Source organism: Pseudoalteromonas umbrosa (genome assembly GCF_030125375.1).
GTDB lineage: Bacteria > Pseudomonadota > Gammaproteobacteria > Enterobacterales > Alteromonadaceae > Pseudoalteromonas > Pseudoalteromonas umbrosa.
The window spans coordinates 595,885-618,071 of the sequence record NZ_JASJUU010000002.1 but is presented as its reverse complement, the minus strand read 5'-3'; the positions used below and the strand labels follow the sequence as shown (position 1 = coordinate 618,071).

The window sequence follows — 22,187 nt, the reverse complement described above, 5'->3', positions numbered from 1 at the left end:
TTATCCGTTAGTTTTAGCATGAATTACAACTTAGGATGAATGTAATTGCACACATAAATTGAGATTAGGGAGATATGATGCAGTTATATATTGGCAATAAAAACTATTCTACATGGTCTTTGAGAGCATGGTTATTACTGGAAAAATATGGCTTAGATTATGAGGAAATAAAACTGAACTTAGCTACTGAGTCATTTTATCAGGCGTTAGAAGGAGTAAGCCCGACACAAAAAGTCCCTGTATTAGTTGATGGCGATGTGACTGTTTGGGAGTCTCTTGCTATTTTAGAATATATCAATGAATCTTATCTATTTGGCAGAGCGCTACCTAAAAATGCGTCTGAGAGAGCGCGGGCACGTGCTTTATGTGCTGAAATACACAGCAGCTTTGGATCATTGAAAAATGCCATGCCGATGAATATTAGAGCCAAACGTCATGTTGAAGTTAACTCGCAAATACTTAAAGACATTCAGCGAGTAGAGATAATTTTTACCGAACAAATGCAGCGCTATAAACAAAAGGGTGACTGGCTATTTGGTGATTGGTCGATGGTTGATGCGATGTTTGCGCCTGTTTGTTTACGATTCGATACTTATGGCATTGAATTAAACGCCTGTGCACAAAAGTATGTGAAACAGGTACTGGCTTGCCCTGTGCTCTCACGCTGGCGGGACCAAGCTTTGTTAGAGGAGGACATTGTTCAATGCAATGAGACTGGAGTAAATACCGACTCTAAGGGTCCATAATTTTAACCCAATTTTACGCTAGACTAATGAAAATTTTAGCGAAGGGGAATGAGAAATGGAAATCGTTGCTATTGAAGAGTGTAATCGAGCAATTTATTTAAATTTAGCACAGGCTTATGAAGCTGAGTTTTCTAGGTTAACTGAAAAAAAGCCCTTAGCTGATGGGATGTTTGAATTAGATACCGATATTGCGGATAGTAATGTATCTGCTTTTATATGCTATGAATCAGGCGTACCTGCTGGATTTGCAGCAATTTATAGTGATGTTGCCGAAAGTTATGAAGTTGCTGAGTTTTATATTGTTCCTGTATTTAGAAAGGCGAAGTTAGGCACTCAATTTGCCCATGCATTGTGGCAGCGCTTACCAGGAAGTTGGACAATTAAACAAATTGCAGGTGCCGACTATGCCACTAAGTTTTGGCGCAGTGCAATCACCATGTTTCCAGGTTTGGATTTAACTGAAGACAAGTATGAAGATGAATACTGGGGAGAGGTTACTAGACAACGCTTTAAATGCTAGTTAGCGTAAATTATTGGAATAGAAAATATGGTGCCAGCATGGTTATGTGGCACCATAGTTTGTCAGTGTTTAAACAACACCACGAGGAAGACGACAATCGTGGTCTTTCTCAGCAAGCTCTACAATCCAAGCTTCTTCTGCTTTGTAGCCTTCTTCATTTGCAGTAACAACTGTAAAGGCCGCAGTTTTCGTCTTTGCTGTTGGCGCAGGGGCTGCTTTTTTAGCAGCAGGTTTTTTAACTGGCTTTTCTTCGCTTGCACCAGCTGTGCCTGAAGTTAGCTCTTCGGTTAGTGCAGCGACATCAGCTAGGCGCATATTTTTGCCACCATCAATGCTGTACCAGCCTGGTTTGATCGTGATTTCAGGCTTTTTGCCATTCACAGCTTCATAAGCAGCTTCAAACGCGCTTAGAACTTCAGTCTTATCAAGTTTACTCATCGTAGATTCCAGTCGTGTTGTACGTGGATACGCAGGTTAAGAATAAACGCCATTTATACCTATTTTTGAGCAATTTTTCAATTTTTTGCGTTTTTAAGCGCTGATTCAAGTTTCATTAGGTCTAACTTTATGCAATTTTTGCTTTTTTATTACATATTAAGCTATAGAGATTCACTATCCAGCATACGCCTTAAAGTGATCCACTGTTGTCCTATCCACTCATGAGTATAGGTTGTTATTGCCTGCAATACATAACTTGATGCAATAAACTGGCGGTAAAAGGGGACTGTGCTGAACCCATATATTTCGACAGGTGAGGAATGTGTGTCTATGCCTTGCGCTGAGAATAGATCTTGTGCTCTTGACATGTGACTGGCTGATGTGACCAGAACAACATTACTGTCCACAAGCATTGGGGCCAATAGTTTAGCTTCATCTGCCGTGTCATAGGCATTTGGGTTTTGGCGAATACGGTGCAAACTGATACCTAATGCTTGCGCTGTTTTTGCCATTAATTCACTGCTGGTAGTATTGTTAAATCCGGCACCTGAAACAACTAATTTTGCCTGCGGATATTGATGTGCAAGCCTCACTCCTTCGACTAATCGCGCTAATGCAGTACTAGATAGTTGTTGATTGGCAGCGAGCTTAGTATTTGGGTGAAGTCCGCTACCCAGTACGACAATGGCATCCACTTTGTTATGTTGCTGTTCAGAAAATAGAGAGATTGACTGTTCTTTTGGCGTTATTATGAGATCCGCAACATATGGTGTACTTATCAACCAAAGTGCAACGACCGAGCTTAAACACAGTACAAAGCTCTTTTTATTCGTTTTGGATATGATTAACAGTAATAAGAAGATAAAGATCAGCGAAGCAGGTAGCGGCATGAGCAAGCTGCCGATGATTTTTTTAAGTTCAAACATAATTAGCTCTAACTATCCCAGTTAGAGCTAGTTTAACCTGTCTACCAGTTATCGGCTAATAGATTGCTTGCACGTATTTAAAAAGTGTCGATAAACAGGGTTATCTTTCATACTCTTTTTCATTGCAAGATACATGGGACGACTCAAACCCAGTGCACCCAATGGGATAGATTTAATTAGCCCCTGGCTTTCATAAGGGGTGACGAGCCAATCAGGTAGCGCTGCCACACCCATACCAGCACTAACAAGTTGAAAAATTAGTAGGCCTTGATCGACTGATTTAAGCGTGCCATCAAATCGTGCATTTTGTATGAAGTGCTTGAAGATATCCTGACGCTCTCTCGGGATCGGATAAGAAATGATAGTTTCATCTTTTAAGTCTAGAGCCGTTACATAAGCCTTCTTCGCTAGTTCATGATCAGGCGCAACAATGAGTTTGAGCTTAAAGTCAAAAACGTGGGCATACTCAAGTTGATCAGGTTCTCTAATATCCGAAGTCAGGACAATATCAAGATCGTCATTTAGCAGCTCTGGTATCGCATCATAGCTAAAACCTTGCTCATAATCGACTCGAATATCTGGCCAGAAGTTATTGAACTCTTTAATTGTTGGTAATAACCAGTGAAAGCAAGCGTGGCATTCAACACTGAGTTTTAATTGGGAGATCGGTTGATTTAAACTTTCTTTCAACCTGCATTTAGTCGCTTCTACTTTTGGTAACACTTCACTGGCAAGTTCAAGTAATAACATGCCTTGTGGTGTAAACCTGACTGGTTGGGTTTTTCTTTCAAATAACTGGCAATCTAACTTATTTTCTAGGTCTTTAATTTGATGAGACAAAGCAGACTGAGTTAAAAATAACTCACGTGCAGTGTTCACCAGTGATCCAGTATCTTTCAGGGTAGCAATGGTTTTTAAGTGCTTAATGTCTATCATCATTAATAAATCTCATTCTAAACGTGAGTAAAACTCAGATTACATCCATATTACGCTGTACTATCCGGCTATTCAACGTCTAGACGTCTATAATTCCATCAGCGATTGTTCAAAATTTCACTAAATCACTATAACACTATTTTTGACAGCGTTGTCATTATTTATTTAACTTTTTTTAAAAAAAATACAAATTAATTTTGCTCATGTTGAATTTTCGGTTCGATTAGTTGAGAAAATTCGACTTTAGAGCTGGTTCTTTGGATGTCTAGGTGTCTAAGTTGGGGTGTTATGTAGTGGTTATTATTCAGAATTTAGATTTTCTTCACATTGAGAATAGCTGCGAATTAAAGTGTATACTTGAAAGTTATCGGGTTGGTGAAATAACCCAGTAGGTTTTTAGCCTAGTGGTTCGAAACTCGCATACAGAACGGTGACTTGAAATCGGAATAATACGTTGAGGTTTAATCTATTGGTAACTTTGCTTGGCATGACCTTGTTTAAATGCCACCTTTGATAGCTGGGTCTGTGCTCGCACGTCATCAGAAATGTACAGAAAGAAGCGTTCAATTAGACACTTTATTCATAGTAACTCGTAGTCTTATATCCAAAGTGGGGAAGGTCGGTTTTACTGTGTCCAGTGGCATATCTACATTGAGCCAAGTGTATAGGGGGTGAGTTTAATAAAGTAAGCACACTCGTTCAATTATTACTAGTTTATCAACAATCCTTGGCTCAACAGGTTAAATACAATATTGCGTTGGTGCAGATTGATGGAGCTATTTTATCACTTGAGCTATAGCAAGGGTATTGAACTGTATTACATAAAAGTTTCAATAAGTTTTCTAATCAGGTAGTGAAAGTACTGTTATTAATTTTTTAGCTGTACTGCACATTATTCTGTCTACATTGCTGATTATGCCGAGGGCGGTGTGCATTCGATTGGGTTTCAGAGAAGACGGCTCTCATTGTGTCAGATATTTTATTGCGTAAAAATAAATTATTATCTTTAAGTGAAATTGTAATGGCTGATAGAAAAATTTGGTGGCTAAAACTCCAAGTGAACAGTTTTGGATGAACGCTGATTGTGGATTAGAGACACGTGGTTTGGAAGAAGCACGTGCAGCGCTTTGATTATAGTGACAAAGAGAGCTACGAGAGGGGCTAGCATAAGAACATTTTTTGATAACAAGCAGCCAAAGCTGCTTGTTTCATTTTTCACTTATGAGTCAATGGTGCTTTGCTGTTGAGCCTGAAGAAAAGCCATTGCTTTATTACTAGGCATAGGTTTTGACACCAAGTAGCCTTGCCCGAATTGGCAGCCTTTTCGCTTTAGCCTTGCCCATTGCTTTGGCGTTTCGATGCCCTCTGCAACGACTTGTAATTTGAGTGATTTAGCCAGTGATAAAATGGCATCAATCAGTGGACTATCTCTTGTGCAAAGCTGCTCTACAAAACTTTTATCTATTTTTAGTACATGGATCGGTAATTGATGTAGGTAGCCCAATGCAGAATATCCAGTGCCAAAGTCATCTAAATAAAGTTGAACACCTAATGGGGTGATCCCGTTAATTATCTTTGTTGCTAGGGTGAGGTTTTCAATTAATCCGGATTCAGTGATCTCTAAACATAAGCTGCCTTTTCTTAAATCATATTGTGCATACAACTGCTCGATTAGCGTGATAAATTCTAAGCTTGCGAAGTGTCGAGAGGATACATTGACGGTAACTTTTACCTCGGGCATCCCTTGTTCTCTCCACAATGATAATTGCTTGGCTGCAAGGGTCAAAATATGTCGGTCTAGCTCGATAATTTGACCTGTACTCTCTGCGATAGGAATAAACTTATCCGGTGCTACTAATCCATTTTTAGGGTGATGCCAACGGACGAGTGATTCAAAACTTACTACACGGGGTTGATTGAGCGTGAAAATTGGCTGGAAAAAAAGCTCAAATTCTTGATTAGAGATCCCATGTTGCAAATCATTTTCTATGTCGGCTTGATGTTTTAATTTACTGCGCATGGCATTATTGAAGTAGCGAATTTGGCTACGGCCGGCTGATTTTGCTTCATACATGGCTGCATCCGCTTGCTGCAGTAGAGTAATAGCACTGTCTGAGTCATTTTCAGTAAACGCTACGCCAATACTGCTCGATGCTTGCAATACATGGGTATCAATGACAAATGGGTTTGCAATCGCGAGTGTCAAACGCTGTAAAGCTTTAGTTACCTGCTCTTCATCTTGGATATTTTCCATAAAAATAGCAAATTCATCACCTCCCAACCTGGCAAATGTATCTGTTTTTCGGATACATTTCTGTAAAGCATTTACAATTGCAATTAAAAAGCGATCACCAACATCATGACCAAGAGAGTCATTGATACTTTTAAACCTGTCTAAATCTAGATATATAAGGCAGTGAATATTGGATTGAGATTGTCGCCCAAGTGATAAAATGGCATGTTTCATCCTCTCGATTAACAAATACCTATTGGCAAGTCCAGTAAGGTCGTCATGCAGTGCTCGGTGCTCAAGGGCTTGTTTCGCTAAGCGTCGATCAATTGCCATGCTGATCTGCCTACTGATATAGGTCAAAATAGTGTAGTGCTGGCGATTAAATGTCTCTAGTTGCTTATAGCTTTGTAAGACGATCACACCTTGATATTGGTCATTAACTACGAATGGTACTCCAAGCCAAGCTTCTGGAGAGCGGCCTATCATTTCAAAATGTCCTTGCCTAACATGCTCTTGAAACTGCTGACGATCGCACAGCAAGGCTGATTGTGTTCTTATTACATAATAAGAAGCTGTGTGTTTTAGCTGAGACTTCGACACTTTTTGCTGAGCTAGGCATTTATTATCGTCTTCAATCAAGTATTCAATCTCAAGCATATCCTGCTTTGTGTCATAGATGCCGATAAAGCAATTGCTGGCAGGGAGCACTGTGTTTATGATTTTATATAGTTCATCATAGAATGTATCAAGCTCTTGAGAGTGGTAGGTAATATTGGCAATGTTTAAGATACATTTTTCGATTAGTTGCGCTTCATTAAGTTGAGAAACTGTTGCAGTGAGGTGATCAACCGTACGAACTTGGTGTATTTTTGCACTCAATAAATGAGCTACGGTGGACAAAATTTGCAAATGGCTGGAAGTAAAATAGTCTTGCTCTGGATGTTCACAATCGATTACACCTATCAAATGCTCCTTATAAACTAATGGGACACATAATTCCGATAATGCAGGGCGAGAATCTGCAATATATAGAGGTTCAATAGAGAGATCACCCGATATAAAAGGTTTTTTAGTTCGAGCGACATGCCCAGTGATCCCAGCTTCAATAGGCATGGTTTTTTGAGCCACTTCATAGCGTTCGCTGTGCTGAGCAACCCCCATACTGGCAACTGCTTCTAAATATGTGTTGTCTTGGTCTGCAAGGTAAATTACACAGTCGACAAAACCTAAGCGCTTTACTACCTGTGAAGTGACGTATTCAAAGAGCTCTTCTAGGTGCGTTATCTGTAATAAAGATAATGAAAATTGATTGATAATGCTCAACTGTTCTGTTTTTGATTCTAGTTTTTTTTCTGACAGCATAGGCAATACTCGGTTGGACATAGATCGTACGTTATCTTACATAACAATGTAATCTCAAATTATGTTGTAAAAAAGTAGATGTGGCACTGTAAAAAAAAAAGCACAACTCGTCCACTATTGAGGTACTTGCATGAAGGTATTTTGAAAAATCCTATATATTGTAGAGGTTTATTATTAATTCTATAGTTATGGTTTAGAAATGTTAGTGGTGAAGGTACTCTATTTTCAGGCTTACAAAATACGTGAATAGCTTTACTAAAGGCCTGACAGGGCCTATGATCGGGCAAATTCAGCAGTGGAAATTAGCAATGACAAGTAATCAGACCCTTACCATTACTCGCCCAGACGATTGGCACGTACATTTAAGAGATGGTGCAGTACTTAAAGACACCGTTCGCGATATCAGCCGATACATGAGACGCGCTATCATTATGCCTAATCTTGTACCTCCTGCGACTTGTACTGACGCTGCGCTCGCATATAGAGATCGTATTATGGCTGCAGGGCCAAAAGATGGCTTTGAACCTTTAATGGTTTTGTATTTGACTGATAAGACAACCCCTGATGAGATTAGAAAGGCAAAAGCGAGTGGCCATATTTTTGCTGCAAAACTTTATCCAGCAGGTGCTACAACAAACTCTGATTCAGGTGTAACGGATATTGAAAATGTTTTTCCAGCACTTGAGGCGATGCAAGAAGTAGGAATGCTGTTATTAATCCACGGTGAAGTGACGGATTCATCTATTGATATTTTTGATAGAGAAAAAGTATTTATTGAAACAAAATTGGCAAAAATTGTTGATGCATTTCCAAGTTTAAAAATTGTATTAGAACATATAACTACAAAAGATGCAGTGGAGTTCGTTCAGTCTGCACCTGATAATGTTGCGGCGACAATTACCGCCCACCATCTTTTATATAACCGCAACCATATGCTTGCAGGTGGAATAAGACCACATTATTACTGTTTGCCTATTTTGAAGAGAAATATTCACCAGCAAGCATTAATAGATGCTGCAACAAGTGGTAGTAAAAAGTTTTTCCTAGGTACAGACTCAGCACCTCATGCAAAAGATAAAAAAGAAGCTGCGTGTGGGTGTGCGGGTGCATATACTGCTCATGCAGCAATTGAATTGTATGCTGAAGCATTTGAAGAAGCGGGGGCTTTGGATAAGTTAGAAGGGTTTGCTAGTTTATTTGGACCTGACTTCTATGGGCTGGAGCGCAATAAAGATACTATTACTTTAGAGAAAAGCCCTTGGCAAGTACCAGAATCATACCCGCTTGGAGATACCACTGTAGTGCCAATTAAGGCTGGTGGAACGATAGATTGGCAAGTCGTAGAATAACGATTAATTATCAATTTTATAGATAATAGAGGCTGCAATTGCAGCCTTTTTTACGTTAAAAAAGCCTGAAAATTAAACTATTTTGTATTTCATTTGGCTGAGGAGGAGGGCTGAGTAGTTTATATGTGTAAATAAAGCTCATGGCTGTAACTCTTACTTACGTATATTTCCTGTACTCATCATTTTTTTAAGTTACAAAGGTTGGGGTAATAGATAGTGTGCATTTTTTGCATTTTGCCATTTGTTGTTCTTTTTTATGCACGGTTACTAAAGGGAAGCTCAGCCCGAGCTAAATTGAAGCTATTCACTGACGTATTTGCCAGTTTTTTAATTCAGCTGTGCAGTGAGTTGGGTATTTTAGACTAGAAAAAGTATTAAAAAGTGGTCTGATAACTTACGAAGTTTAAGATTAGGTGAGTTAAGAAAGTTGAAATTTTTATTAGGATAATACTGGTTTTTACCTAGCTTAATTTAAATTATTTCTTTTTAAACATGCACTTAATTGTTTGCTTTGTTCGCCTAAATGAAAAAAATTAATGCTGATATTGTATGAAGTTAAAATGTACCTTTTTTAAATAAAACATAATCTTATTAAATAATGGCTATTAATTTGAAATTATATAAATATAATATACTCTCAGTATTAGAGCTTTTTAATACTTCAATGAAAATTGTAATCAACACTTTATGAGAGAAATCTAATGCGTGAAATAAAATCTTTTATTAAAAATGCTAGCTTCAGTGATCTAACTAAAGCACATGAACTTCTTCAAGAAGCAATTGCTCAACAACAAGAGCAAGCGCAAGCAAAAGAAGAAGTATTAGCTTTACTAAAAGAAAAGGGATTAACGCTAGATGACTTAGTTGGTTCTGGTGCTATGGACAAGCGCAGCAAAGTCAGTCCGAAATATCGAATCGAAATCGATGGGAAAGTACATGAGTGGACCGGACGCGGTAAAACACCTAAAGCGTTCGCAAACGTAAATTTAGATGATTATAAGATATAATTATAAAATATTTTTAATCATTTTCTAAATTGAAAAGGACTATTCCTTTAAGTTGGTAAGGCTGTTAATGCGCCTTACCAGCTTCACACTTCAAATACATTGATTGATACTTCTTTTCCAAATATTTACGCTTTTTCAGTTTTTTCTATCTTTATTTTAATTTTTTATTTTTATATTTTACCTCGAAGTAATTACCTATATTAATTACAAGTATACTATTTTGTACCTGTTATGGGTTTTGTTAAGTGATAGCATACTGAGTTTATATACTGCATTGTTTTGTAATAGTTCATGTTATGTAATTGGTGGTATACTTTAAACTATGAGAAGAGGTGACTAGAGGTGCGTTATTTACACGCTTAGACCCTACCAGAAAGAAGCCGTAGAAAACACCATTATCCATTTTAGGAAAAGCAGCAAACCTGCAGTGATAGTACTGCCCACTGGAGCTGGAAAAAGTCTTGTTATTGCTGAGCTTGCCAGAGTGGCTAAACGCAAGATTTTAGTACTCACCCATGTAAAAGAGTTGGTCGAACAAAACGCGCAAAAATATGAGAGTTATGGGTTAAAAGCGAGTGTTTTTTCTGCAGGACTCAATAAAAAAGACCTTGATCAACAGGTCACCTTTGCATCAGTTCAGTCTTTGGCTCGAAATTTAGAGCAACTAAATACATTTTATTCACTGGTAATAATTGATGAATGCCATCGTGTCAGTGGTGAAGAAGATAGCCAGTACATGCAGGTAATGAAACGTTTAAAAACGTTTAATGAAAACCTTAAAATACTTGGCTTAACAGCGACCCCTTATCGTCTCGGATTAGGATGGATCTACCATGAACACTATCATGGCTTCGTTCGTGGAGATAAAGAGAGCCCATTTAATAAATGTATATATGAATTACCATTGCGTTATATGATTAGCAATGAATATCTGACTCCACCTAAAAAAGTGGACCCAGCCGTAGAAAACTATGACTTTTCAGCTTTGAAACCAGATAGCTTAGGGCGGTTTAGTGAAAGCGATATGAATAGTTTACTAAGCTCTCATACTCGCGCGACAAAAAGTATTATTGACCATGTATTAAGTGAATCTCATTCCCGTAAAGGCGTTATGATATTTGCTGCTACGGTTTTACATGCAAAGGAAATTGTTCGTTATTTACCATGTGATGAAACTGAGTTGGTCATAGGTGATACAGATAATAAACAGCGTGATGACATCATTACTAAATTTAAAAATAAAGAAATCAAGTTTTTGGTAAATGTGTCAGTACTGACTACTGGATTTGATGCTCCCCATGTCGATTTTATCGCCATATTAAGGCCTACAGAGTCAGTGAGTTTATATCAGCAAATTGTTGGCAGAGGCTTGCGTTTGGATACGGGGAAAAAAGACTGCTTAGTGATCGATTATGCAGGTAATGACTTTGATCTTTTTTATCCTGAAGTTGGCTCGGTGAAACCTAACCCTGATAGTGAACCTGTTCAAGTATTGTGTCCTGGTTGCGGTTTTGCAAATACGTTCTGGGGTAAACTGGATGAGCAAGGCAAGGTGGTCGAACATTTCGGTAGAAGGTGCCAAGGGATCTTGGAAAATGAAGCTGAAGGTGAGTCACTGCAATGCGACTATCGATTTAGATTTAAAGAATGCGATCACTGTGGTGCTGAGAATGATATTGCAGCTAGGCAGTGTCATAGCTGTGGTGAGATTATGGCTGATCCAGATGATAAATTACGTGACGCATTGAACCTAAAGAATGCCTTAGTCTTACGTTGCAGTGGTATGACGGCTGAAGTCATTAAATCGAATGTGCTAAAAGTATCTTACTTTGATGAAGATGGTGCTGAAGCCAGCGAGGTTTACGATTTTTCAAACAAAGGCAGTAAATTTTACTTCCACAAAAATTTTGCAAAAAGGCTTAAATCCGGTGAGCAAGTTAATAACTGGAAAAGCGCTAATGATGTGGATATTACTTTACTGACTGCACCTGATTTTGTAATTGCTAAACAGCATAAGAAATACGGATGGCAAATAGTTGAAAAAATCTTTGATTACAAAGGCGGGTTTAGGGTCGCAGATAAAAGCTAAGAGGACATAGAGAAGTCGCAGCTCAGTGTTACTGCGACTTACTAGAGCGTTTACTCTTCGTCGGCCATTAAACCCCAGCCATCACCATATCCTTCGTGACTGTTTGCAATAGACTCTAGATATTGTTCCGTTTGACTTAATAACTCGTGTGCTGGCACCATTGTGACTGTGGTTAAGACTTCCCAAACTCCAGTGTCAGGACATTTCCCCAATTGTGTTTTTGGTGCGAGTTCATCTTTGCCAATTGTCTCAATAAAGCGTTCTGCATTCAGCTTTTGCTCAAATAAGATGTAAAAATCAATATTTTGCATTTGCGACAGGTCGACGCCTGCTGCGGCTATTTCAGATAACAGCTGACCATTGTCATCGTTAGGAAATTGCATATCATCACTCAATTAGTAAAATTATGTATATTGTCCGTTATCCTAGGTGAAATAAAAAGCGTCAATGGCAAATTTTTGTCGAGAATCTAGGGTGGCTTGTGATAGTTTTAATCAACATGTGGTGCTGAATGTAACCGCAAAATATTGATTGATGACTTAAAAGGGTTTGTGTGCCACGTCTTATTGTTTTTTTTATCACCTTATTTGTTTTTATCCTACCTTCTGTTGCGACTGCACAAATGCTTATCAAGACGATTGAGGTACACTCTAAGAGTGACTTAGTGGATGAGAATGTTGCACTTTATTTAGAAAAATATCACGACACCAAGTTTTCACACCGACAAGAAAAGGCCATTCGAGCAGATATCCATTCGGCACTTCAAGCCGTCGGGTATTATGAATTTAACAGTGATATTTCTTTTTCTGAGCAGGTCCAAACGTTAAGCGTTGATATTGTGCTCTCCACAGCGTTTCACTGGCAAGATATAAATGTTCAGATACTCGGTGCAGGCAGTAAAGATCTGGTCTTGTCGAAATTACTAAACGCCTTGCCGATTAAACGGGGTGAAAATATTCGTCATGACGCTTACAGTGCGACAAAAAGTAAAATTGAGAGCGCCTTATTGGAGCGGGGGTACTTTGATTTTACATGGCAGCAGAGTGCTTTGGAAATCAACCGAGCACAAAAACATGGGGCGGTAAAGTTAATCATTGATTCAGGCCCGAGATATAAATTTGGTGAGTTACAGCTCTCAGGGTTTTCAAAGGCGGCGTATTTTATTTCTGAACTGGCACCGTTTGAGCAAGGTGACCACTATGATGCAAAACAATTGAGTGAGTTGAGTATTTCTCTAAATGAGACACCTTACTTTGCGAATGTGACTGTTTACCCTTTATTAAAAGAGCGTTACGCAGGGCAAGTTCCAATTAGAGTCGATGTGACAGACAAGCCAGCGAATAGCTTTGAAGTAGGTGGTGGGTATAGTACAGAGCTTGGGGCGAAGTTTCGCTTTAAGTGGAAAAGGCCCTGGGTTAATCAAATGGGCCATTCGTTTGAAACGGACCTGAATGTATCAGAGCGAAAGCAAGATGTGACCAGCGCTTATACAATTCCTGCAGGAGACCCAAATGATGATTTGTGGCGCGTGCTCGGTGGCTATCAATTACAAGATGACTTAACAGAAGGCGTAAAGGTGACTGCGTGGAATGTGCAGCTCCAACGTCAATGGGTGTTAGATAGCGGCTGGGTGAGAACTGCATTTTTGAAACGAGAGCATGAGAAAAGTGAGCAAACAGGCCTGACTTTGGATACTGAAATGCTCCTTCCTGGGGTGAGTTATGCGAGAAAAATGAGTAAGGGTGGCATGACACCTTACTGGGGCAATGAGCAGTTAATCACCATTGAGGCTGCGCATGAAGATGTGATCTCATCTACGTCATTGACTAAAATCCACTGGAAGCAGGCCTGGCTGAGAACATACAAAGCTCGTCATTTGTTTCTTCTTAAAGGCGAATTAGGTGCTGTGGTTGCAAAAGACTTTGATAAAACTCCACTGAATCTGCGCTTTTTCGCGGGGGGAGATCAGAGTATACGCGGCTTTGCGTTTCAATCTATATCGCCCAAGGGTGAGCAAGGTGAGCTTTTGGGAGCTAAGTATCTGGTGACTGCAAGCACAGAATATAATTATGAATTTTTGCCAAACTGGCGAGCTGCCATTTTCATTGATGGCGGAACGGCAACCAATGATTTTGAGGAGAAGTGGTCTGTGGGAGCTGGGTTTGGTTTTCGCTATATCACACCATTCGGTCCGATCCGTGTTGACCATGCATGGGGACTGAGCAAGCCAAGTCGTAGTACTCGACTCAGCGTTGTTATAGGGCCAGAAATATAATGTCGTACGCTAAAATCTTTCCTCTGTTGAAACGTCGATGGGTCGTCATTTTACTCAGTTTTTTTGTCATGATTTTTTTGTTAGCAAAAACCCATGTCGGTAACCGAGTCTTGGTGGCATTTGCTAGCAGTTGGGTGTCTGAATTAAATGTGTCGCTCAAATCAGGCCGCTTGCTCTCTGGTGGCATTGTTGATTTCACCTATAAAACCTTAGATGTCTCAGTGTCAGCAAGAGATTTTCGTTTATCGCTTGATTGGTTTGATTGCGCCACTTTGTGTCTCAAAATAGCCGGTTCTGATATTAAGGTGATAGCGGCTGACTCAACCTCTGCAGATAAAGTACAAAACTCAAAAGACCCAATACCCGAGCCTAAAGCCATTACAGAGTACATCGCCTTGCCTGTCTCAATCGGCATACAGTCGTTTAATTTGGAGCATGCAGAGCTAGAGCTTGCGGGTACGACTATGAGGGTGAATGGCCTTGAATTAGAGGCGTATGCTCAGGACGAGAGGTTAAACGTCCCTTATTTGACTGTTGAGAAAGTTAGCATAATCAATACAGAGGCGGTGAAAGCTGAGCCTTTTACCGTGCCTACGCAAATAGCACCGATCGTCATACCCTCGATATTTGTACCATTACACATCGAGGTTAATAAGGCACAGCTGTCAAGACTTACCATCCAATCACCGGAGCAAGCACCTGTTGAAGTAGAGGATATCAACTTCACAATGACACTTTTGCATCAGCAGGCTCGTATTGAGCAGTTTCGTTTTACTCATGACCAAATGTTTTCCTATGCGGATTTAAGCTTTGATTTAATCTCGCACGTTATCGGTGGTGCTATTGGGGTCAGTACTAAAGAAGGGGCCGCAGCTATTGTACTCAAAGGCAGTGTGAATAATTTGGTGCTACATGGAGAAATGTCTGGACTGTTCAATGCTGAATTAAATATACAGGCGTCCCCGACAATCACAAATTGGCCTTTTCAATTAAATGCAGAGGTTTCAGGTGTAGCACTGCCAGAAATTGGTGAGATCTCCAACCTAAAAGTATTCAGTCGTGGAGACCTGAATAATTACCGTGCTGAAATAGCTGGCTCGCTTAATGGATATAGATTAGAGCAACTATCTGATGATGTGCGGTTTGATATATCTATCTTAGGTAGTTTGTCACAGCTAACAATCGATAAAAGCCGTATCTCTGTTGCAGATACATTCTCTGAATTATCAAGCCAAATATCATGGAAAAACGGCATTGAGGCCAGCGCAAAAGGAGAGTTATTTGAGCTGCCTCTGCCTGGACTTGATATTGAGGAAGTTGCCAAGTTAAGTGGCCACTATGAGCTTCAATTTACATCTGCTGAAGATAGCTGGCAGGTTCATGTGGACTCACTTGATTTACAGGGTATAGTCGCAGACCTGCCGTTAGCAATCACATTTAGCGGGCAGCTTAATGAGCAATACTTGGGGCAATTTAAGCGGGCTAAAGTGCAATATGGTGACAGTATACTGAGAGCTTCAGGGAGCATAGGGGAGCAATTAGATTTAGCTGTTTTCGCAGATATTAAACATAACGCAAACCGATTATTACCACTCGATGCTGTTTTTAAAAGTGAGATAACATTAACAGGGAAACTTCAGTCGCCGGCCTTGACGCTTAATACAATGATTACAGAAGTCGTTTCTGATGAGTTCTCGTTGAAAGACGCAAAAGTTAAGGCGCAGCTAGATGCTGCAAACAATTATCAAGGCAGAGCTGAGTTAGAGGTAACTGATTTTAGTTTCTCTCAGTTCAAGCATGCTCAAGTGCAGTTTTTAGTTGCTGGAGATCGCGCAGCGCATGAAGGTGCCATTACCGTTAATAGCTCACAACTTTCTCTGTCGGCAAATCTATCAGGAGGAGTTGATGACCAGACTTGGCGAGGAACAGTTGACCAAAGTACATTTGAGGTGGATAACTTGTATGGCAAGTTAGCCACGCCCATTATTTTGGCTGCGAGTCCGTCACAGGTTAATGTCGCGCATCACTGTTGGCAGTTAAACGAAGGAAAAGCATGTGCTAAAGCGGATGTATCACAAGTGCAGAGTGTTGCTAATTTTGAGCTTGAGAATATCCCGTTAGCCACATTGGGGCCAAAGGTGAGTGACCAGATAACGCTTGGAGGAGAGCTCAATGGCTATGGCAAAGTTGCAGTGCTACAAGGTGTGGTTGATAAAGTTGATAGCAAACTATGGATAAATGAAGGACACGTGACTTTAAATCCTGAAGGTCAAACAACCCAAGATGAGTCTCTGCATAGTCATACCCTAGCAATTGAGGAGTTAGAGGTTGTTGTTCAAGGAAATAAGCAAGCGTTAGAAGCACAGTGGCATATTGAATTTAATAAGCTAGGGCTATTTAAGGGCGTGCTGTCGTTTGCGGACATCTATAACAGCAAACAGGTCTCTGGGCAGGTTCAAATTGATGGCATACAGCTTGATGAGCTAACGGCGTATGCTCGCGCTTATACATGGCCTGATATGACGTTAAATGGAGATGTTAATGGCATGGTGAGCTTTTCTGGTGACTTAAAACAGCCCAACTTATTAGGGGAAATACAGGCTCAGAACGTGCGCATTCAGTCTAGCTATTTACCGATACAATTGACCAGTTTAGATCTTGTGGCCGATTTTGATGAAGATCAAGTGAATCTAGCTGGCAATATGCAGACACCGCAATCGGGTAATGCGCGTTTGAACGGGCATATAGATTGGCAGGATGACTTGCTGGTTGAGGGGGGAATAAAAGGTGAGCAGTTATTTTTAAGCCCTATATCAGGCGTGCAGCTTGCAATTTCTCCTGATTTGGTAATGAGATACGATGAAAAGTTGCTAGACTTGCAAGGTGTGGTAGAAGTTCCATTTGCCCGAGTACAGCTGGATACATTACCTGAAGACGCAATAGTAGTGAGTGATGATCAAGTCTTTCTTGAGGATATTGCAGTGCAAGATCAAACGCCATATATAGATTATCAAGCAGATATAGATATAAAGCTACTTGATGATGTGAGGGTTATTGCACTTGGTTTAGATGCTTATCTTACCGGGGCTTTAGATATTGAACGTCAGATAGGGAATACGCTGTTAATGGGCGGAGAAGTATCCTTATTAGAGGGCAAATATACTGCATTTGGACAAGACCTAGTGATTGAAACTGGTCAACTTGGTTTTAATGGCCCTCCTGATATGCCTTATTTAAATATCCGCGCCATTCGTAACCCTGACACAACCGCTGATAATGTTATTGCTGGTGTTGCTGCGACAGGAAGTATTGCATCTCCACAGTTAACGATTTTTGCAGAGCCTGCAATGGATCAGGCTAGAGCGCTAGAGTACTTGTTAAATGGCGCGCCATTTAGTGAGGGTGATAGCGGTAATAATACGCTGTTAGCGCAGCTTTTACTTGCAAAAGGGATTGATAAAAGTAAAGGACTGTTTACAAAAGCTGGAAAAAAGTTAGGATTAAGAGATATAAATTTAGCTGCAAAAGGAAGTGGTGACGATACACAGGTGGAGCTTTCGGGTTACATTACACCGAGTGTACAAGTAAGTTATCGAGTAGGTGTATTTGCCTCCTTAAGTGAAATTGCAGTACGTTATCGAGTATTTTCAAAGCTTTACCTAGAGGCGACGAGTGGCCTTTACGATAGCATTGACCTGTTGTACAAGTTTAATTGGGGTGATTAATGCGATATTTGAGCTATTTGCTCGTTGCATTGTTTTGTTGCACAACTTATGCAACAGACACGAAGTATGTGAGGGTAACAGCAGGCGCGCACCCTTACGTTTTAGAATTAATTGAACTTGCTTTATCCTATCAAAAAGAGCATTACAAACTTGAATATGTGAAAAATATTCCGACTCAAAGCCGAGCGATCAGGCTATTGGGGAAGGAAAATGGCATTGATATTTTCTGGTCGGTTACCAGTTTCGAGCGAGAAAATATGGCACGAGCAATTCGCCTCCCAATTGTAAGAGGGTTGCTTGGCTATCGTATTTTACTTATCAATGAGTCGCATCAAGTACGTTTTTCAAAATTGAATCACATTTCTCAATTGCAGTCATTTCATTATGGGCTCAGGCATGATTGGCCAGATCATGATATTTTTGTAGATAACAAGTTGTCGGTAAATGCATTTCACACTTTGTCAGGTGCGCTAAATATGTTGAGGTCAAATCGTTTTGATGCTATTCCGATCAGTGTTTTGGAATTACCCGATGTTTTAAAGAGTTATAAGACCTATGCTGAGCAAGCGCTGTTATTCTACTACCCATCAGCGGTGTATTTATTTGTGGATAAAGAAAACACCCAGCTTCACAGCATACTACAAAATGGTTTAAATCAAGCTTTACTCGATGGTCAGTTTGAAAAATTATTTAACCAGCACTTTGCTCAATTAATCACTGATCTTTCTCTTGAAAAACGCACGATTATTGAATTAAAAAACCGTAGTTTACCACCCAGTGCGCCCCTTGATAATTCTCAGTTATGGTATAAAAAATAAAATGATAAAAGCGACTTCTCTCTTTTTTATCGCTGCAAGTATGCTCTCAGGGTGTATGCAGCAAGCGGATGAGCCGACTATTGTTGTCCGTGCGCCGTCCGAAATTATTAATACAGCGCCAAGCACTGCATGGCAAAAGGTTAATAATGACAATGTGATTCGTATCGAACTTGAAACCGGTCATGTATACGTAGAGCTTAATACGCAATTAGCACCGAACCACTCAAAAAATATCAAAGCGTTGGCACGAGAAGGGTTTTATGATGGCCTCAGTGTATATCGCTTTGTTGAGGGGTTTGTTGCACAAGGCGGGGACTCTACTGATAGCAAAATACCGACTAATGGCAAGAAGCGCCTAAATGCTGAGTTGTCGTATAAAACAGATCTGAAGTTGGAGATTATGGCGTTGGATGGATCTGATGGATATGCGATCCGCACCGGCTTTTTGAACGGCTTTGCTGTAGGTCAAAATCACGGTGGTACAAAAACATGGATGACACACTGTACGGGCACATTTGCCATGGCAAGAGGAAATGACATTAATAGTGGTGGTACAGAGTTTTATATCACGCTTTCACCGCAGCGTTATTTAGATAGAAATATTACCGTGTTTGGTCGTGTTTTAGAGGGAATGGAACATGTTCAGAAGCTTCAGCGTACACCTGAAGAAGGCAAGCCTTATAACCCAATCATCGGAGTTCATGTCCTCAGTGATATTGCCCAGCAAGATCCCAGTCATTTTGAATATTTAAATACCGACTCTTCGTCTTTTGAGGAGCTGGTGGCGGCGAGAACGAACAGACCCGAGCCATGGTTTAAGTTTACGCCAAATTACGTTGATGTATGCGCGATTACGGTACCAACGAGAAGAAAAAGTTAATGATGTAGAAAGTGCCGCAAAGCGGCACTTTTATTATTGTCTATTGACGCGTACGTTAAACCCCGTGGTGTTTTGCTCACTGGAGCGATATGGGTTGATATCCAAGCCACCGCGGCGCGTGTAACGCGCATACACTTCAAGTTTGCTAGGTTTTAATGCACGCTGTATGTCGCAGTAAATACGCTCAACACATTGCTCATGAAACTCATTGTGATCGCGAAAAGAAATAAGGTATTTAAGCAAAGATGCTCTGCAGATCTGCTGCCCTTCATAGCGAATCACAATACTTGCCCAATCCGGTTGAGAAGTGATTAAGCAGTTTGACTTCAGTAAGTGGCTATAGAGTGTTTCTGATACCTGAGCATTATCCGTGTGTGTTAATATTCCCTCTTCTGGACTGTAAGTATCAATATCCACATCTAAATCATCAATGCATTCGCCTGGCAGTTGAGTAAACGGGATGCAGTTATATTCATCTGGGCCAAATAGGGTTACTTTGACATCGCAACTTGCTGCATGAGATAGATCATCTGTAAGATGTTTGTGCACGTCATCAATGGACTCGAATCGTGTTTGATTAAAGCTATTTAAATATAGTTTAAAAGACTTAGATTCGATGATATGAGAGCTTTGACATGGAAAAACAAAAGTTGCTACCGCAACTTGTGGTTTGCCTTTATTGTTGAGCCAAGAAAGCTCGTACCCAGTCCAGGTGTCCTCGCCTTTAAATGGCAATGCTTGCTCATCTACCGCAATTTGGTCACGGTTGAGCTTGCGTGCGATAGGGTGTAATAAAGATGCATCGTATGCAGATGCGTACTCTGTGGTTTTACCAAGCACTGAGGCTTTCAGTTCAGGTGCGTTGTTGTAATCTGTCATGTTTCACCAATAGTGGTTACAATGGCCGGAATTATAGCGAATTAAAACGAGAATGGCAGTATGGCTTCATTGACAACTTTGATGGAAACACTACATCAGCGATATGCAGCGGCAATTGAGCAGCGACATGGACATTTACCTACGATCCCACATGATCCAGATTACCCAAGTAAATGTGAGGTCGGTGGGGCAGACCACGCCGGTAACATTCAGTGGCAAGCGGTGTCAAGAGAGCCACAGCAGGGGCTTGAAGATCTTGCAAAGGCGCTTGAGGTGACATTTCCACCAGCATTACATGCTTTTTACGGTGCGGTCTTTGCGGGCAATATCCAGGCACAATTTGATGGTAACGATATTGAGTTGCTTCAGGTTTGGAATGAAGATGATTTTGTGAATTTACAACAGAATATCACAGGTCATGTATTGATGAAGCGACGCTTAAAGCAAGATGACACAGTCTTTATCGGTTTGACAGATAGAGATGACTTGCTGATCTCTGTGAAGCTGAATAGCGGTGAGGTGTGTTTAGAGTATGTAGGTAAGCCAACACATCATGTATTGGCTAAAGATATTGAGTCGTTTTTAGCTAATTTGAGCTTTGATCACTGAAAATCCCAAGAAATATTTGAGACCAATTGACAGCTGTCACATTTAAAATCAAATAATCCAAACCAAGGCTCATCTAATGCCCAATCGCCATCACAATTTGGGCATTTTCTTTGCTTTTCTGCTGCAAGACTCTCCCCTCCGACACGATATAGGTAGTAGTACACAGGTTTTTGCGTGAGGTAACGAATACGCTTTGATAAGTCGAGCCCTCTGCGGGATAAATCGCTGGATAAGCTGGTAATTTCCTCTAATGCTGCAAACTCGCAACGGGTTGCACCATTGATCTGGATCTGATCGCAAGCCTGCCAATCTTCTTGCCATTTTATTAGCGCTTTGTAATCGCCATTGGCGATGGCCGGAATGTTGTATAGAGGCACAGGCTGAAAATCATCACCACAATAAAGCGGGCTACAGGTATGTACATAGGTAGTGTAAAGGATATAGCAAGAAGGCGCCTGGCATTGATCTGCACCATTTGCATGAATATCCTGCCCAATCACTTTCACTTTTGGCGCCAACAAACCCGCTTGTTGTAGTTGTTCAACAGCGTGTTTTACAAAAGGGCTGTGGTGTAGTGGGTGAAGCGAGTCTTCAAGTGGACACATGACACGTGTAATAAAAAAGCCGTCTTTGAGTACTGTCGGAAATTCATCACCGATGATTTGACCATTGAAGCGCAGCGCATTGACGAGGCGATTGATAGCTTGCTCTGCTTTTTCTAGTGTGGTGTCTTGATAGCAATCGAAAGTTAAATCGACGACGAACATGTTATTGCTTCTCTTCTAACAGTGCTAAAAGCTTATCTAATTTAGCTTCAATCCTGTCTAATTGACTTTGTGGTTTAGCAGGAGCTGGTTGGCTTTGTTGTGCGGTATGTGTAATTGCTTCAGGGTTATTTTTGTAACTAGCCAACGCGGCGATAATAACAGGCATAGGGAGTGGCTCAGTTAGTTTGGCTTTAACTGTTGCCACGCTTGGAGTTTTGCCTTCAGCAAGTAAGGTGCTGATGGCTTGTTGAGCTGCTGGGTGCATATTAAACGACCGAAAAATAAAGTCTAGTTTATCACTTTTATACAATGAGCCCAACGACCTGTCGATTTAACGCAGCAGAGCATCGAGTGTATCTATCACTTCACTCCAGTCTGCATCTGCATTTAAAGATTCTTCGATGAAATGTTTTTGCCCTTGATTCCAAAATGGCGCATCAACAATTAAGACATTACTTGGTAGTTTATTATTATCTATAAATAGTGAAATGTGCTCGTCACTATTATCCAGACCAAGCTGCGCGAATAATGCATTTAACGAATGATAGCTATTATCCATGTAACCCCCATTGAACAAGAAAATCTCTACAACTATAGTAAAGATGCCGGTGTTTTTTTCAGCAAATAA

The 22,187-nt window shown here is 40.4% G+C and carries 20 protein-coding genes; 11 read left to right on the top strand and 9 right to left on the bottom strand.

All coding sequences use genetic code 11. The annotated features are described in order from the left end of the window. Positions 1–74: 74 nt before the first annotated feature. Both QNM16_RS10080 and QNM16_RS10075 read left to right on the top strand, forming a co-directional pair. Positions 75–746, top strand: a complete 672-nt coding sequence (locus tag QNM16_RS10080; protein ID WP_336620300.1) for a glutathione S-transferase family protein — start codon at positions 75–77, stop codon at positions 744–746. Positions 747–801: 55 nt separating this feature from the next. Next, entirely contained in the window at positions 802–1,266 is a 465-nt protein-coding gene (locus QNM16_RS10075) for a GNAT family N-acetyltransferase (RefSeq protein WP_284020346.1), read from the top strand. Between the two features lie 69 nt (positions 1,267–1,335). Here the strand turns inward: QNM16_RS10075 and QNM16_RS10070 are convergent, their stop codons facing one another. From QNM16_RS10070 to QNM16_RS10060, 3 genes are all read right to left on the bottom strand, one after another. After that, complete coding sequence (locus QNM16_RS10070) at positions 1,336–1,704, bottom strand: hypothetical protein (protein ID WP_284020345.1); 369 nt, start codon at positions 1,702–1,704, stop codon at positions 1,336–1,338. Between the two features lie 161 nt (positions 1,705–1,865). Then, a complete protein-coding gene (locus QNM16_RS10065) occupies positions 1,866–2,630 on the bottom strand; it encodes a YdcF family protein (RefSeq protein ID WP_284020344.1) in 765 nt (254 codons plus the stop codon). A gap of 48 nt (positions 2,631–2,678) precedes the next feature. Then, entirely contained in the window at positions 2,679–3,566 is an 888-nt protein-coding gene (locus QNM16_RS10060; RefSeq protein WP_284020379.1) for a LysR substrate-binding domain-containing protein, read from the bottom strand. A gap of 1,041 nt (positions 3,567–4,607) precedes the next feature. On the opposite strand from QNM16_RS10060, the gene QNM16_RS10055 reads away from it, so the two are divergent. Continuing rightward, positions 4,608–4,697, top strand: coding sequence for a hypothetical protein (locus QNM16_RS10055; protein WP_284020343.1), 90 nt, complete (start codon positions 4,608–4,610; stop codon positions 4,695–4,697). A gap of 88 nt (positions 4,698–4,785) precedes the next feature. Here the strand turns inward: QNM16_RS10055 and QNM16_RS10050 are convergent, their stop codons facing one another. After that, entirely contained in the window at positions 4,786–7,161 is a 2,376-nt protein-coding gene (locus QNM16_RS10050; RefSeq protein ID WP_417709687.1) for an EAL domain-containing protein, read from the bottom strand. A gap of 308 nt (positions 7,162–7,469) precedes the next feature. On the opposite strand from QNM16_RS10050, the gene pyrC reads away from it, so the two are divergent. From pyrC to QNM16_RS10035, 3 genes are all read left to right on the top strand, one after another. Continuing rightward, positions 7,470–8,510: a dihydroorotase gene (gene pyrC, locus QNM16_RS10045; RefSeq protein ID WP_284020341.1), complete on the top strand. Its 1,041-nt coding sequence runs from the start codon at positions 7,470–7,472 to the stop codon at positions 8,508–8,510. A gap of 701 nt (positions 8,511–9,211) precedes the next feature. Further along, on the top strand, positions 9,212–9,517 hold the full coding sequence (locus QNM16_RS10040; RefSeq protein WP_237138848.1) for an H-NS histone family protein: 306 nt from the start codon (positions 9,212–9,214) through the stop codon (positions 9,515–9,517). 349 nt (positions 9,518–9,866) lie between these two features. Then, the gene (locus tag QNM16_RS10035; protein WP_284020378.1) at positions 9,867–11,606 is read left to right on the top strand and encodes a DNA repair helicase RadD; all 1,740 of its coding nucleotides are present in this window, start codon (positions 9,867–9,869) and stop codon (positions 11,604–11,606) included. Positions 11,607–11,656: 50 nt separating this feature from the next. Here QNM16_RS10035 and QNM16_RS10030 read toward each other — a convergent pair whose 3' ends face one another. Further along, positions 11,657–11,989, bottom strand: a complete 333-nt coding sequence (locus QNM16_RS10030) for a ribonuclease E inhibitor RraB (RefSeq protein ID WP_284020340.1) — start codon at positions 11,987–11,989, stop codon at positions 11,657–11,659. 170 nt (positions 11,990–12,159) lie between these two features. On the opposite strand from QNM16_RS10030, the gene QNM16_RS10025 reads away from it, so the two are divergent. Genes QNM16_RS10025 through QNM16_RS10010 form a run of 4 tightly spaced genes read left to right on the top strand, consistent with a single transcriptional unit; the run spans position 12,160 to position 19,304 of the window. After that, positions 12,160–13,881, top strand: a complete 1,722-nt coding sequence (locus QNM16_RS10025) for an autotransporter assembly complex protein TamA (protein WP_284020339.1) — start codon at positions 12,160–12,162, stop codon at positions 13,879–13,881. After that, positions 13,881–17,606 (top strand): translocation/assembly module TamB domain-containing protein, encoded by a 3,726-nt coding sequence (locus tag QNM16_RS10020; protein WP_284020338.1) that lies wholly within the window; start codon positions 13,881–13,883, stop codon positions 17,604–17,606. Before QNM16_RS10025 ends, QNM16_RS10020 begins: the two co-directional genes overlap by 1 nt. Then, on the top strand, positions 17,606–18,424 hold the full coding sequence (locus QNM16_RS10015; RefSeq protein ID WP_284020337.1) for a type 2 periplasmic-binding domain-containing protein: 819 nt from the start codon (positions 17,606–17,608) through the stop codon (positions 18,422–18,424). Before QNM16_RS10020 ends, QNM16_RS10015 begins: the two co-directional genes overlap by 1 nt. A 4-nt stretch (positions 18,425–18,428) precedes the next feature. After that, entirely contained in the window at positions 18,429–19,304 is an 876-nt protein-coding gene (locus QNM16_RS10010; protein WP_417709685.1) for a peptidylprolyl isomerase, read from the top strand. A gap of 33 nt (positions 19,305–19,337) precedes the next feature. Here the strand turns inward: QNM16_RS10010 and queF are convergent, their stop codons facing one another. Further along, a complete protein-coding gene (gene queF / locus QNM16_RS10005; protein WP_284020336.1) occupies positions 19,338–20,183 on the bottom strand; it encodes an NADPH-dependent 7-cyano-7-deazaguanine reductase QueF in 846 nt (281 codons plus the stop codon). 60 nt (positions 20,184–20,243) lie between these two features. On the opposite strand from queF, the gene syd reads away from it, so the two are divergent. After that, on the top strand, positions 20,244–20,792 hold the full coding sequence (gene syd, locus QNM16_RS10000; RefSeq protein ID WP_284020335.1) for a SecY-interacting protein: 549 nt from the start codon (positions 20,244–20,246) through the stop codon (positions 20,790–20,792). On the opposite strand, the gene QNM16_RS09995 is transcribed toward syd, so the two are convergent. From QNM16_RS09995 to QNM16_RS09985, 3 genes are all read right to left on the bottom strand, one after another. After that, positions 20,786–21,559, bottom strand: a complete 774-nt coding sequence (locus QNM16_RS09995) for a Zn-ribbon-containing protein (RefSeq protein ID WP_237138855.1) — start codon at positions 21,557–21,559, stop codon at positions 20,786–20,788. The genes syd and QNM16_RS09995 overlap by 7 nt on opposite strands. Position 21,560: 1 nt before the next feature. Next, positions 21,561–21,824 (bottom strand): hypothetical protein, encoded by a 264-nt coding sequence (locus tag QNM16_RS09990; RefSeq protein ID WP_284020334.1) that lies wholly within the window; start codon positions 21,822–21,824, stop codon positions 21,561–21,563. A 66-nt stretch (positions 21,825–21,890) separates the two neighbouring features. Continuing rightward, positions 21,891–22,118: a DUF2789 domain-containing protein gene (locus QNM16_RS09985; protein ID WP_284020333.1), complete on the bottom strand. Its 228-nt coding sequence runs from the start codon at positions 22,116–22,118 to the stop codon at positions 21,891–21,893. Between the last annotated feature and the right edge of the window lie 69 nt (positions 22,119–22,187).

What these genes read in the sequence shown, in the direction of transcription:
- QNM16_RS10060 (WP_284020379.1), bottom strand. Translation starts at nt 3,566, where the DNA reads ATGATAGACATTAAGCACTTAAAAACCATTGCTACCCTGAAAGATACT.
- pyrC (WP_284020341.1), top strand. Translation starts at nt 7,470, where the DNA reads ATGACAAGTAATCAGACCCTTACCATTACTCGCCCAGACGATTGGCAC.
- QNM16_RS10050 (WP_417709687.1), bottom strand. Translation starts at nt 7,161, where the DNA reads ATGCTGTCAGAAAAAAAACTAGAATCAAAAACAGAACAGTTGAGCATT.
- QNM16_RS10015 (WP_284020337.1), top strand. Translation starts at nt 17,606, where the DNA reads ATGCGATATTTGAGCTATTTGCTCGTTGCATTGTTTTGTTGCACAACT.
- QNM16_RS10070 (WP_284020345.1), bottom strand. Translation starts at nt 1,704, where the DNA reads ATGAGTAAACTTGATAAGACTGAAGTTCTAAGCGCGTTTGAAGCTGCT.
- QNM16_RS10080 (WP_336620300.1), top strand. Translation starts at nt 75, where the DNA reads ATGATGCAGTTATATATTGGCAATAAAAACTATTCTACATGGTCTTTG.
- QNM16_RS10040 (WP_237138848.1), top strand. Translation starts at nt 9,212, where the DNA reads ATGCGTGAAATAAAATCTTTTATTAAAAATGCTAGCTTCAGTGATCTA.
- queF (WP_284020336.1), bottom strand. Translation starts at nt 20,183, where the DNA reads ATGACAGATTACAACAACGCACCTGAACTGAAAGCCTCAGTGCTTGGT.
- QNM16_RS10075 (WP_284020346.1), top strand. Translation starts at nt 802, where the DNA reads ATGGAAATCGTTGCTATTGAAGAGTGTAATCGAGCAATTTATTTAAAT.
- QNM16_RS10020 (WP_284020338.1), top strand. Translation starts at nt 13,881, where the DNA reads ATGTCGTACGCTAAAATCTTTCCTCTGTTGAAACGTCGATGGGTCGTC.
- QNM16_RS09985 (WP_284020333.1), bottom strand. Translation starts at nt 22,118, where the DNA reads ATGGATAATAGCTATCATTCGTTAAATGCATTATTCGCGCAGCTTGGT.
- QNM16_RS09990 (WP_284020334.1), bottom strand. Translation starts at nt 21,824, where the DNA reads ATGCACCCAGCAGCTCAACAAGCCATCAGCACCTTACTTGCTGAAGGC.
- QNM16_RS10030 (WP_284020340.1), bottom strand. Translation starts at nt 11,989, where the DNA reads ATGCAATTTCCTAACGATGACAATGGTCAGCTGTTATCTGAAATAGCC.
- syd (WP_284020335.1), top strand. Translation starts at nt 20,244, where the DNA reads ATGGCTTCATTGACAACTTTGATGGAAACACTACATCAGCGATATGCA.
- QNM16_RS09995 (WP_237138855.1), bottom strand. Translation starts at nt 21,559, where the DNA reads ATGTTCGTCGTCGATTTAACTTTCGATTGCTATCAAGACACCACACTA.
- QNM16_RS10065 (WP_284020344.1), bottom strand. Translation starts at nt 2,630, where the DNA reads ATGTTTGAACTTAAAAAAATCATCGGCAGCTTGCTCATGCCGCTACCT.